10 protein-coding genes and 1 tRNA gene are annotated in these 13,398 nt (G+C 39.5%); 5 read left to right on the top strand and 6 right to left on the bottom strand.

Going from position 1 to position 13,398, the window contains the following annotated elements:
- Window positions 1-13: 13 nt before the first annotated feature.
- Window positions 14-87: transfer RNA gene (locus ACYQ2D_RS07545), tRNA-Pro, on the top strand.
- A gap of 112 nt (window positions 88-199) precedes the next feature.
- Here ACYQ2D_RS07545 and ACYQ2D_RS07550 read toward each other — a convergent pair.
- The 4 genes from ACYQ2D_RS07550 to ACYQ2D_RS07565 all read right to left on the bottom strand — a co-directional run bounded on the left by ACYQ2D_RS07550 (window position 200) and on the right by ACYQ2D_RS07565 (window position 4,462).
- Window positions 200-1,585: an RsmF rRNA methyltransferase first C-terminal domain-containing protein gene (locus tag ACYQ2D_RS07550; RefSeq protein WP_459785032.1), complete on the bottom strand. Its 1,386-nt coding sequence runs from the start codon at window positions 1,583-1,585 to the stop codon at window positions 200-202.
- A gap of 107 nt (window positions 1,586-1,692) precedes the next feature.
- On the bottom strand, window positions 1,693-1,983 hold the full coding sequence (spoVG, locus tag ACYQ2D_RS07555) for a septation regulator SpoVG (RefSeq protein WP_117457040.1): 291 nt from the start codon (window positions 1,981-1,983) through the stop codon (window positions 1,693-1,695).
- 92 nt (window positions 1,984-2,075) lie between these two features.
- Window positions 2,076-3,191, bottom strand: a complete 1,116-nt coding sequence (glgD, locus tag ACYQ2D_RS07560) for a glucose-1-phosphate adenylyltransferase subunit GlgD (RefSeq protein WP_117456929.1) — start codon at window positions 3,189-3,191, stop codon at window positions 2,076-2,078.
- Complete coding sequence (locus ACYQ2D_RS07565) at window positions 3,188-4,462, bottom strand: glucose-1-phosphate adenylyltransferase (RefSeq protein ID WP_459785033.1); 1,275 nt, start codon at window positions 4,460-4,462, stop codon at window positions 3,188-3,190. The genes glgD and ACYQ2D_RS07565 overlap by 4 nt, the downstream gene beginning before the upstream one ends.
- A 229-nt stretch (window positions 4,463-4,691) precedes the next feature.
- Here ACYQ2D_RS07565 and murC point away from each other — a divergent pair, with 229 nt between their 5' ends.
- The 4 genes from murC (at window position 4,692) to ACYQ2D_RS07585 (ending at window position 9,663) form a co-directional block, all read left to right on the top strand.
- The gene (gene murC / locus ACYQ2D_RS07570; RefSeq protein ID WP_118701404.1) at window positions 4,692-6,071 is read left to right on the top strand and encodes a UDP-N-acetylmuramate--L-alanine ligase; all 1,380 of its coding nucleotides are present in this window, start codon (window positions 4,692-4,694) and stop codon (window positions 6,069-6,071) included.
- 302 nt (window positions 6,072-6,373) lie between these two features.
- Entirely contained in the window at window positions 6,374-7,459 is a 1,086-nt protein-coding gene (locus tag ACYQ2D_RS07575; protein ID WP_118701403.1) for a DnaD domain protein, read from the top strand.
- 14 nt (window positions 7,460-7,473) lie between these two features.
- Entirely contained in the window at window positions 7,474-8,463 is a 990-nt protein-coding gene (locus ACYQ2D_RS07580) for an ATP-binding protein (protein ID WP_022303100.1), read from the top strand.
- Window positions 8,464-8,466: 3 nt separating this feature from the next.
- Entirely contained in the window at window positions 8,467-9,663 is a 1,197-nt protein-coding gene (locus tag ACYQ2D_RS07585; protein WP_187558894.1) for a ribose-phosphate pyrophosphokinase, read from the top strand.
- 102 nt (window positions 9,664-9,765) lie between these two features.
- On the opposite strand, the gene asnS is transcribed toward ACYQ2D_RS07585, so the two are convergent.
- Window positions 9,766-11,157, bottom strand: a complete 1,392-nt coding sequence (gene asnS, locus ACYQ2D_RS07590; RefSeq protein ID WP_118701402.1) for an asparagine--tRNA ligase — start codon at window positions 11,155-11,157, stop codon at window positions 9,766-9,768.
- A 133-nt stretch (window positions 11,158-11,290) separates the two neighbouring features.
- Window positions 11,291-13,393 (bottom strand): beta-propeller domain-containing protein, encoded by a 2,103-nt coding sequence (locus ACYQ2D_RS07595; RefSeq protein ID WP_118701401.1) that lies wholly within the window; start codon window positions 13,391-13,393, stop codon window positions 11,291-11,293.
- Window positions 13,394-13,398 lie beyond the last annotated feature (5 nt).

Raw genomic sequence — 13,398 nt, forward strand, 5'->3', positions numbered from 1 at the left:
AAAAACATTTTAACGAAGCGTGGCTCAGTTTGGTAGAGCGCTGCGTTCGGGACGCAGAGGTCGCGTGTTCGAATCACGTCGCTTCGACTTCAACGAAGAAACGGTAGGGCAGAAATGTCGTACCGTTTTTCTTTTATTTTTTAAGGATTGGAAATTGAACGCAGATAAGCATTCAATTTCCAATCCTTTTTCAATTTCTTTACGAATTTCTTCTCCACCCTGCCGGATATTTATTTTTCAAAGTCTGATTCACCAATTTTCCAAACCCAAGCGGATGTCCATCCACACATACTAACTGCCAGCCTTTTTTCACTTTTGCTTCGCCATCTTCGATTAAAAGTGTCTCTCCTCTTAAATAACGTGCAACCCGTTCCTCTTCACTCGAAAGGTTCAGAATTGCAGGAAACTGGTCTTGTGAGAGCGCAAGCGCCAGTGGTTCGGATGGCTCAAAGCGGTTTTTCTTTAATTCTCCTAAGAATAAACCATTTCGGACAAAATGGATTCCTTTATAGTGATTCGATGCCGGCGGCAGATAATATACATTTTGATTGCGGATTTCAATCCGTTCTTTTTCAAATGGAAGTTCCATTGGCGCCCAGAATTCATTTAATAATTTCCATGCTTCTTTTTCCGGTTTCTGGACTGCCACATCGGACTTGGATGGATACAGAATTCCTTTTTTCTTCAACAGTGCAATAAAATGCCCTTCTCCTGCCATCTTATGCGGGAAAATACGCACACATCTTTTTAAGGTGTCGTCTCCATTTCCCCATTCTGGATTTCCCTCTGAAAATCCTTCATAAGCCGGAATTTCCAAAAGTTCCATCTCCGGGAAATTTTCAAGGATATACGAAATTGTTCCTTCATTTTCGATTGGCGCAAAGGTGCAGGTGGAATACAGCATGAGTCCACCTGGTTTTAGCATGGAAATCGCATTTGAAACGATTTCTCTTTGCAGATTTGCAAAAAATTCCGGACGACTCTCATCCCATGTTTTTGCAACGTCCATATCTTTTCGGAACATTCCCTCACCTGAACATGGTGCATCGACTAAAACTTTATCAAAAAATTCCGGCATCACACGGGCAAGATTTTTGGGAACTTCATTTGTGATAAATGAAGTTTTAATTCCACAAAGCTCAATATTTCTAAGCAGGGCTTTTGCTCTTGAGGCACTGATTTCATTTGCAACCAGCATGCCCTGCCCTTTTAAGCGTGCGCCAAGTTCCGTTGCCTTCCCGCCCGGTGCAGCACATAAATCCAATACATAGTCCCCCGGAGCAACCGGTAAAATAGCAGCAGGCGCCATTGCACTCGGCTCTTGAAGATAATAAAGTCCGGAGGCATAGTAAGGGTGTCTGGCAGGACGGTCAGCTTCTTCATAATAAAATCCATTCTCTGTCCACGGAACTTTAGTTAGATGAAATGGAGACTGTTTTAAAAATTCTTCTACAGATATTTTCAGCGTATTGATTCGCAGACCAAACTGGCGGGGAGCTTCATAACTTTTTAAAAAATCTTCGTATTCTTCTCCAAGCATGGCTTTCATACGCTCTAAAAATGCCTTTGGCAATTGTTCAATCATAGTTTTATTTCCTTTACAGTATTTATTCTTTGAAGCATTATATAGCAAAAACGGTATGCCTGCAACTACAGACATACCGTTTAATTTCATTTTCGCTCTTATTCTTTTTATTCTGCAGGCTGTTCTGCTTCCACCGGTTCTTCTGCAAGTACCTGCTCATATTTCTGAAGAATAATTCCCTGGATTTTTTCACGTGTTTCAGAGTTAATCGGATGAGCGATATCTCTATATTCGCCATCAGTCGCTTTTCTGCTCGGCATTGCGATAAACAATCCTTTTTCACCCTCAATCACCTTGATGTCATGTACTACAAATTCTTCATCAATTGTGATGGATACAACTGCCTTCATTTTACCTTCTTTTGCAACTCTTCTTACTCTTACATCTGTGATGTTCATAATAAACCCTTCCCCTTTCATAGCCTTCTCAAAAAGCCCTCTTTATAAGTCCGATTTTTGTATCTTTTATTTTGTAAAAACCTGCTTAGTCATTACAATACATATCTTTCGTTTTTCTCAATTACAATCTTGATGCCTTCTTCTCCGCAATAGTAAGAATTTGCACGAATGGTATCACGACTTTCCACAATACAGTTTTCAATGTGTGTGTTATCACCTAAATAAACATCATTCAAAATGATAGAGTTCTTGATTACACAATTATTACCCACAAATACTTTTTTAAATAAGATAGAATTTTCTACCTGTCCGTTAATGATACATCCACTGGAAATCAGGCTGTTTTTCACCTGTGAACCTGGATTGTATTTTGCCGGTGGTAAATCATCAATCTTAGACTGAATGGATGGATACTGATTAAAGAAGTAATCTCTGACTTCCGGCTTCAGAAAATCCATATTTGTTCTATAATAAGCATCTACAGTGGAGATATTGCTCCAGTATGTATTAATTTTATATCCATAGATTCTCTTTAATTCTTTATAACGAATCAGAATATCTTTTACGAAATCATATCTGTCTTCTTCCTGGCATTTTTCAAGCAGCTCAATTAACTGACGTCTTCTGATAACATAGATACCGGTAGAAACCGTGTTGGTATGTGTTACCATCGGTTTTTCTTCAAATTCCTGAATTCTGCAGTCTTCATTCATTTTGATACAGCCAAATCTGGTTGCTTCATCAGCCGGAACATCCGTACATACAACGGTAACATCTGCTCGTTTTGCAATATGGAATTCCAGAACTTTATTGAAATCCATTTTATAAACACAATCACCGGAAGCGATTACAACATAAGGCTCATGGCTGTTTTTTAAGAAATTTAAGTTCTGAGCCATTGCATCGGCGGTTCCTCTGTACCAGAAGTTATTATCTGCAGTAATGGTTGGCGGGAATGTATATAAGCCCCCCTGCTTTCTACCAAAGTCCCACCATTTCGAAGAACTTAAATGTTCATTTAAAGAACGTGCATTATACTGTGTTAAAACTGCTACTTTCTGAATACGGGAGTTCGACATATTACTAAGCGCAAAGTCGATACTGCGGAAACTTCCGGCAACAGGCATTGCTGCTATTGCTCGTTTGTTTGATAATTCTTTCATTTTATTGTTATTGCCGCCGGCAAGAATAATTCCTATTGCTCTCATGCTGTCTCACCTTCCTTATTTAAAGTTTCTCCACTTGCAAGTTCTCCATCCGGATAATCTTCCAGTGTTGTCTCTCCAACAATTGCTGTGTTAATTCCGATTTTTACGTCTGCCGGAATAACAGAATTTTCTCCAATTGTTACTAAACCAAAAGAGTATACACTTGGTTTTTCTTTATTTGGAACGTCTTCTCCAACACCCATTACTACGTTATTTCCAACTGTAACATTTTCTGCGATGATTGCCTTATCAATTGTTACATTCTCTCCGATAAAGGACTGTTTCATAATGATAGAGTTACGCACTACACTGCCTTTTTTAATCACTACACCAGGTCCGATAACAGAGTTATAAACTTCACCGTGAATTTCACTGCCTTCGCCGATGATACTTCTTTCTACAACAGCTTCTGCTGAAATGTACTGAGGCGGAATAATATCTGTTTTTGTATAGATTTTCCAAAATTCTTCGTATAAATTAAATTCAGGAATGATATCAATCAGTTCCATATTTGCTTCCCAGTAAGAGCCAAGTGTACCTACATCTTTCCAGTAGCCATTATATTCATAAGCAAACAGACGCTGACCTTTTTCTCTGCAGTATGGCAGAATATGTTTACCAAAATCACAGCCTGGCTGGTCTTTTAATGCAAGTAAGGCTTCTTTTAATACTGGCCAGCTGAATATGTAAATACCCATAGATGCAAGATTGCTCTTTGGATTTTCCGGTTTTTCTTCAAATTCTGTGATGCGTCCTGTCTCGTCTGTAATTGCCAGACCAAAACGACTTGCTTCTTCCCACGGAACCGGCATGCAAGCTAATGTTACGTCAGCTTTATTTGCTTTATGGAAATCGAGCATTACTTCGTAATCCATTTTATAAATATGGTCACCACCAAGGATTAATACATAATCCGGATTGTAGGTTTCCATATATGCCATATTCTGGTAAATTGCGTTTGCTGTTCCTGTATACCATTCTGTATCCGTTTTTTTCTCATAAGGCGGAAGAATGGAAACACCACCTACATTTTTATCCAAATCCCACGGAATACCAATCCCGATATGTGTATTTAAGCGAAGTGGCTGATACTGTGTCAGTACTCCGACTGTATCTACTCCTGAATTAATACAGTTACTAAGCGGGAAATCTATAATTCTATATTTTCCTCCAAACGAAACTGCCGGTTTTGCTACCTTTGCAGTCAGTACACCCAAACGGCTGCCCTGTCCACCTGCAAGCAACATGGCAATCATCTCTTTCTTAATCATGTAATCACCTCTTGTATATATTTATGATTCTTCTATTATACCACATCAAATCAAAATTGTGAACATTTTTAACAATTTTTTTTCGACTTTTCCATTGTTTTTGTGACATTTTACTTGTCTCTAACGTTTTGATTAAGAAAGGGTTTTCATTCCCATTTTTTTTATGTATAATGAACTATTGAAAGATGTAAAAGTTAAGGAATTAAAATAGAAAGGAACTTGTTGCCTTATGTATGAAATAGATTTTAATAAACCATTACACATTCATTTTATCGGTATCGGCGGAATCAGCATGAGTGGTCTTGCCGAAATTCTTTTAAAAGAAGATTTTAAAATTTCCGGTTCGGACGCCAAACCTTCTGACCTTGTAACGCACTTGGAAAGTCTGGGAGCAAAAGTCTATATCGGACAGCGTGCTTCTAATATCACAGACGATATTGAACTCGTTATCTACACAGCTGCGATTCATCCGGATAATCCGGAATTTGCCTGTGCAAAAGAAAAACAGATTCCAATGCTCACAAGAGCAGAACTGCTTGGTCAGATTATGCGCAACTATGAAACTCCAATTGCTGTTTCCGGAACACACGGAAAGACAACTACAACTTCCATGATTTCCCATATTCTCTTAGAAGCAGACGCTGACCCTACTATTTCCGTTGGAGGAATCTTACCTGCAATCCATGGAAATATCCGTGTTGGCGAATCTGAAACCTTTGTTACAGAAGCCTGTGAATACACAAACAGCTTTTTAAGCTTTTTCCCGAAAATCAGCATTATCTTAAATATCGATGCCGACCATCTGGATTTCTTTAAAGATATTGATGATATTCGTCATTCTTTCCGATTGTTTGCCGAAAAACTTCCGAAAGACGGAACTTTAATTATCAATCAGGATATTCCAAATGTTGCCGAAATCACAAAGGATTTACCATGCGAAATTATTTCCTATGCCCTGGAACAGAATGCAGATTACACTGCTGCAAATATTGAATTTGATGAAACTGCACACGCTTCCTTCGACTGTATGGAAAAAGGTACTTTACTTGGTCATTTTTCACTTTCCGTTCCTGGTATTCACAATGTCTCAAATGCATTGTCTGCCATTACGCTGGGAAGAAAACTTGGTCTTTCCCTGGAATCTATCCAGAAAGGTCTCCTGCATTTTGGAGGAACAGACCGCCGTTTCCAGTATAAAGGAAAAGTGGGAGGTGTTACCGTTATTGATGACTATGCACATCATCCGACAGAGATTGCCGCAACACTGCGCACTGCAAAAAACTATCCACATAAAACAATCTGGTGTGTATTCCAGCCTCATACCTATACCAGAACAAAAGCACTGATGGATGAGTTTGCCCAGGCATTAAGCCTTGCAGATAAAGTTGTGCTTGCAGATATCTATGCGGCACGAGAAACAGATACACTGGGAATTTCTTCCAAAGACCTTCAGGAAAAAATTTCCTTACTTGGAACAGATGCTCATTATTTCTCTACTTTTGACGAAATCGAAGATTTCCTTCTGGAAAACTGTGTACCGCAGGACTTATTAATTACAATGGGCGCCGGCGATGTTTATAAAATCGGAGAACATCTGCTCGGGCTGTAAGAACTTATATACTCTGCAGGCATTCCTGATAGTAAAGCGGACATTCGCAATCCGCTTCGCTACTTGCTCATGAACGCAGTCGCTTTGCGATCTGTCAGTGGGATCTTTCAACTCCCACTGACAGAAGCATCCCCCTCACCCGCCGCTTAGTGCTCTGCGCACTTGAAGCGGGGGAATGCTTATCTGCGTTCAATTTAAGGAAATGCCTGCAGGTTTTTTTGTCAAAAAATGCTTATTCTCTTTTCAAAAATTCTATGTTATACTGAGTTTGGACATAGATTGATTAGAAAAGGATGTTGGAAATGGGACAGTTTACACTCTGTAATGATTTTCCCGGAGATTACACTTTAATCTCCAACTATTTCCTCGATGTCTGTATGCCACAGGCAAACGGGGAATTCGTTAAGGTTTATCTTTATCTCTTACGAAATGCCACCGGCGTTTCCGCTTCACTTGAGCTGTCATCGATTGCCGACATTTTTAATTGTACGGAAAATGATGTGCTCAGGGCATTAAAATACTGGCATAAATCAGGAGTGCTTGATTTAAAATTGGACGAACAAGGCAATTTAAACAGTGTCCGTCTGCTTCCTGTGGGCGCAAATCTTCCGCAGGCTTCAACCAGTGCTGCAAATATAGTTTCTACAGCCTCAACTTCTACTGAAATTCCAACCGGTTCGGAAGCTGTTTCAAATGAACTTGCAAAGCCATCTTCTTTATCGGCGGAAAAAATCAGGGCTTTAACCGAACGAGAAGATGTTATTCAGATACTTTTTGTTGCAGAACAGTATCTTGGAAAAGCACTCTCTCCAATCGAAATTAATAAATTATTGTATTTTTATGACGAACTTCATTTTTCAACCGACCTTATGGAATACCTGATTGAGTATTGTGTATCAAAAGGCAGCCACAGCATCCGCTACATAGAAACCGTAGCACTTTCCTGGGCTGACCAAAATATCACAACTATTGAACAGGCAAAGGCGGCAACCACTGCATACAACAAAAATTACTTTGCGATTTTGCGCGCATTTGGGATTAAAAACCGAAATCCGATTGATGAAGAAATCCGCTACATGAATGTATGGCTTGACGAACTTGGATTTTCTCTTGAAATTATTTCCCTTGCCTGCAGCAAGGCAGTCATGGCAACCGGTCAGCCAAATTTTCCTTATGCCGACTCGATTTTAAGAAGCTGGCAGAAAAGAGATGTTCATGATGTTGCCGATGTGGAAAAGCTGGAAGATTCTCATAAACAGGCAAAGGCTGCAAAAAACGAGGCTCCGGCTCCCCGTGCTCAGTCATCTGCCTCCCGCAATAAATTCAATAACTTTCATCAGCGTGCGTATAATGTTAATGAACTTGAAAAACTGCTGTTGAACAAATAAAAAGAGGAAAAACTGTGTCACTAAATAACTCACAATACGACGCACTCATGCGCCAATATAACCAGAAACAATTAAAACATAAACATGAACAGCGAGACCGTATCCGGATTGCTTATAAAAGGATTCCCAGGCTTCAGGAGATTGACAACGAAATTGCATCCCTTAGTTTAAAAAAAGCCAGGGCTCTTCTTATGCCCTCTTCATCAGCAGATTTCAATCTCTCTGATGAAATTGAAACACTCTCCAAAGAACGCAGGACACTGCTTCTTAGAAACGGCTTTCCCGCTGATTATCTGGAACTTCACTATGACTGTCCGCACTGTAAGGATACCGGATATGTCGACAATCAGAAATGTTCCTGTTTTCGCAAGGCGGCTGTTGACTTACTTTATACACAGTCAAATATCCGCGAAATCTTAGAAGTAGAAAATTTTGAAAACTTTACGTTTCAATATTATTCTGAGGAAGTAAAAAATCCCGCTACCGGCTTAAATGCACTTGAAACCGCAAGGGATGCTTACTTTAAATGCTGGGATTTTATTGATAATTTTGCCAGCCATCCTGCCGGCATTTTCTTTTACGGTGATACCGGTGTAGGAAAAACCTATCTTTCCCACTGTATTGCCAAAGAATTAATCCAGAGGTCTTATTTTGTCTTATATTTTTCATCTTTTGATTTATTTGACCTGTTGGCAAAAAACACATTTAAGAAGGATACTGCTGCCTCAGATATGGCAGAATATATAGCAAACTGTGATTTATTAATCATCGACGACCTTGGCACGGAACTTGTAAATTCTTTCGTTGCCAGTCAGCTGTTTTTCTGTGTAAATGAGCGCATTATCAATCATAAATCCACTATTATATCAACAAACCTGACCATGGAAAATTTTCTGGAAACTTACTCAGAACGTATCTTCTCCAGAATATCCAGTAATTACACCATGCTCAAACTAATTGGAAATGACATAAGAATCCAAAAAAAACTATTAGGAGGAAAGTAAAAAATGTCACCATCACCAAAAGATACCACACCTTTAGATTCACTTCCTGTAGGACGCCTCGGAATCATTCCGTTAAAGAGCTGTTCTGCTCTTGGCGCAAGGGTCAACGACTACATTGTAGACTGGCGTAAAGACAGAGAATATTCTCACTTTAACAACCTGGAGTTTGAAGGCTATGAACGCGACTCTTATTTAATTCAGGCAGAAACCCCACGTTTTGGCTCAGGAGAAGCAAAAGGAATTTTAAAAGAATCTGTTCGTGGTGATGATATCTATCTCATGGTAGATGTTTGCAACTACAGTCTGACTTACTCACTTTGCGGACAGACCAATCACATGTCTCCGGATGACCATTTTCAGGATTTAAAACGTGTGATTGCAGCCATCGCAGGAAAAGCTCGCCGTGTCAATGTTATTATGCCGTTCCTTTATGAGAGTCGCCAGCATAAACGTACCGGACGTGAATCTCTTGACTGTGCACTTGCACTTCAGGAATTAGTAAACATGGGAGTTGACAACATCATTACTTTTGACGCTCATGACCCTCGTGTTCAGAATTCTATTCCGCTTCATGGGTTTGAAACAGTTCAGCCAGCTTATCAGTTTGTAAAAGGTCTGTTCCGTGCAGAACCGGACATTGAAATCAACAATGACAAACTGATGGTAATCAGCCCGGATGCCGGTGGTACCGGACGTGCTATTTATCTTGCCAACGTACTCGGTGTTGATATGGGTATGTTCTACAAACGACGTGATTATTCCACTATTGTTGACGGACGTAATCCTATCGTAGCACATGAATTCCTTGGTGCTGACGTAAAAGGCAAAAATATGATTATCATCGACGATATGATTTCTTCCGGTGACAGTATGCTTGAAGTTGCTGCTTTATTAAAAGAAAAAGGAGCTGCAAAAATCTTTATGTGCGCTACTTTTGGACTGTTCACCAATGGTCTCAAAAAATTTGATGAAGCTTATGAAAAAGGTGCATTTGACCGTCTGCTTACCACAAATCTGGTTTATCAGACAGAAGAACTGCTTCAGAAAGAATACTATGTAAACTGTGATATGAGTAAATATATTGCTTTACTCATTGATACCTTAAATCATGATTCTTCTATCAGCAAATTGTTAAATCCAGTTGAACGGATCAACCGCTTCCTTGCAAAACATAACGCAAATCTGGCAAATAAAAAATAATCAAAAAAATCCCGGAGCACTCTGATATTAGTGCTCCGGGATTTTTTTATTCATCTGATTTTATGATGTCAAACTCCCATAAAATGGCCTATTCAAACCATTTTATAAATCACAGTTATTTACTGTTCTTGGGAACGGAATGACGTCACGGATATTCTGCATACCGGTTAAGTACATAACGCAGCGTTCAAATCCAAGACCAAATCCAGAATGACGGGTAGAACCGTATTTACGCAGGTCAAGGTAGAATCCGTAATCTTCTTCATTTAAGCCGAGTTCATCCATTCTTGCTTTTAATTTTTCATAAGAATCCTCTCTCTGGCTTCCTCCGATGATTTCACCGATTCCAGGTACAAGGCAGTCCATAGCTGCTACTGTCTTTCCATCTTCATTCTGTTTCATGTAGAATGCTTTGATTTCCTTCGGATAATCTGTAACGAATACCGGACGTTTGTAGACCTGTTCGGTCAGATAACGTTCATGTTCGGTCTGCAGGTCACATCCCCAGAATACTTTGTATTCAAACTTGTCGTTTACTTTTTCCAGAATTTCAATTGCTTCTGTGTAAGTCACATGTGCAAATTCTGAAGTCATAACGTGATTCAGACGGTCTAATAAACCTTTATCAATAAAAGAATTAAAGAAATTCATTTCTTCTGGTGCATGTTCCAACACGTATCCGATTACATATTTTAACATAGACTCCGCAAGTGCCATGTTATCATCCAAATCAGCAAATGCCATTTCCGGCTCAATCATCCAGAACTCTGCCGCATGACGGGTTGTGTTGGAGTTTTCTGCACGGAAAGTCGGTCCAAATGTGTAGATATTTCTAAATGCCTGCGCATAAGTCTCTCCATTTAACTGACCACTTACAGTAAGGTTTGTTTCTTTTTTGAAGAAGTCCTTGCTGTAATCAATCTTTCCATCTTCTGTTTTTGGAAGATTTTCCATATCCAATGTTGTAACACGGAACATTTCTCCCGCACCCTCACAGTCACTTCCTGTGATTAATGGAGTGTGTACATAGACGAATCCTCTCTCCTGGAAAAACTGATGAATTGCATAAGCAATCAGGGAGCGTACACGAAATACTGCCTGGAACGTATTCGTTCTTGGACGCAGATGAGAAATGGTTCTTAAGTATTCCAGAGAATGACGTTTTTTCTGCAGTGGGTAATCTCCTGCTGATTCTCCTTCTACCATAATTTCTTCTGCCTGAATTTCAAACGGCTGTTTTGCCTGTGGAGTTGCTACTAAATTACCTTTTACAATAATGGCTGCTCCTACATTTAATTTACTGATATCCTGGAAATTGTCCATGGAATCATGATAAACGACCTGAAGGGTTTCAAAAAAACTACCGTCATGAAGCACAATAAAACCAAATGTTTTGGAATCACGTACGCTTCGCACCCATCCGCCTACAGTAACTTCTTTATCAAGATACTGCTCTCTGTTTTTGTAAATCTCTTTTACTGTTGTCAGTTTCATAAATTTGTTCTCCTTTATTTCCATCCCTGTGTATCCAGTTTTTTATTACTTCTCAAAATGTAATGAAAAAAGTGGAGCAGGAAACCCGCTCCACATAAGTATAACGCATTGTAATAGGCTTCGCAAGGGAATTTTACCACTCAAGTTTGCCGATTTCTTTGTATCCGTCACTCCGGTCAAATGCATAGATTCCCTGATTCTGGCACAGATAAAAGGTATCGCCAATATAAATTCCTCTTGTTTCATCAATTACATTGTAGCTGTCGGATGAATTTCCGGTTGCCTTACTTAAACTCTGCATCAGTTCCTGTGTAAATCCATCTTCTGCCGAATAACCAAAAACTCCATAATAACCCTTCAGATTATAAGTCACTTTATCATAAGCACCCATTGCAAATCCGATGATATTTTCATCTGCATCAATCATCACACTCTTATAATTATCTTGTGGGCTGTAAACATCAATATCTTTTAATACAATTTTATCGACTTCTTTTACGTCGGCAGGATTGGAAATATCAAACATGGATAATTTAATTCCTCTTAATTCTCCAGTGTCCGGATCCGTTTCCTGTCCGATTCCAAGCAGTTTATTTTCCCCATAAAAATGCAGATATTCGGAAAATCCGGTCACCTTTAACTCTCCAATCACTTTTGGATTTTCAGGGTCTTTTAAATCCACAGAAAACAGCGGATCTACCTGTTTATAAGTCACAAAATATCCGGTATCTCCTAAAAATCGTGCAGACTGAATACTTTCTCCAAATGCAAGATCTTCGATTTTCCCACTGACTTTCATATTTTCATCCAGGACATATAATCCATTACTTTCCTGTCCACCCCATCCATTCGGATAGCGAGTCACAACGACCCTGAGATAGCCATTATTTTCATCCAGACAAAAACTGTCATGGATTGTTCCATTAATCTGTCCGGCTGCTTTTAATTCCAGTGCTCCATCTGCATAAGAAAAGCGTGCAATCTGTGTTGTTATCTCCTGTGTCTGATATTGACTCATGCAAACATAGATATTATTCTGGCTGACATAATACATTCCACCGGCTCCAATTAAAGAACGACTTGCCATCACTTTATCCGGTTCCTCTAAGTTGACAGAAGAAATTACAAGCTGAGTCGTATCTGTCTGAGGCTCTACCGGACAAAATACATCCGAAGCCTGTATTGGCACTCCATTAATCTTCGGCACTAAAAGTTCCGGATGGTCTTTAGACGCATTTTCTTCCTGGGCATAATAGGTAGAAAACAGATACATGTAATTTCCTACTTTTCTTGATGTCTCATAATATCCTTCCTGCTTGATTGTTCCTTTTAATACGATGTTTGATTTATCTGATACATCATAAGTGTAAAGTTTCGTATAATTTGTCGAATTGACCGCATAAGTATCTTCTCCTTCCATCGAGACATCGGTGTCATATCCGTAGGCTACGACGCAAACCGTATTCCCATCCACATACATGTCACTGATGGTGTCTGTCATACTTTCAAGAGAAGTTTCTCCTGCCTTTTCTAATTTGCTTCCTTCTGCCTTTGTAATCATCAGTCTGCCTGAACGAGTTAACGTATAAATATAAGTACCATCTGTCTTTACCAGATCCCCTTCATCTACCCCCTCTGTCCGCACATTTGTCCGGGAATGACTGTCTGAACTATTATCTTCTGAAACCGCTTTTGCCATTGAAGAGGTTGTACCATCGGCCACAGCACTTTCCTTCATAATTCCATAATCTTCATCAATATTCGATGAACTCGAATACCATGCCTCCTGTGTTTCCTGTGCCTGCTTTGTCTCTACAAATAATTTCTGATAAATTTCTTCATAGCTGGAAGCAGATTTATAACCTTCCACCTGCTTTTCTTCTGCTGAAGCTTCCTGCGAAATGGTACTGTTTCCGCTTCCGTCTTTTGCCGAAGAAGCTGTCTGTGCACCAATTTCTGCCGAATCCTTTTTATGAATAAGTGCTACGCTGGAAACTCCAATTCCGACTAAAACTGCCACCCATGCAGCTGCTACCATATATTTTCTTTTTTTCATCCCCTGCCACCTGCCTTTCTTTTTCTGTGAATTTAAAATTTCATCTAAATGTTCCGGTTTCAAGCGTTCTGGAATTTCTTCTTCTTTTGCTTCTTCCCGAATCTTTTCTATTACTTTTTCCAGGTTCAGCTCATCTGACTGCAGGTCTTTTAAATTATGATATTCTTCTTTTTTCGCCATCACTG

This window comes from Blautia stercoris (assembly GCF_054657695.1).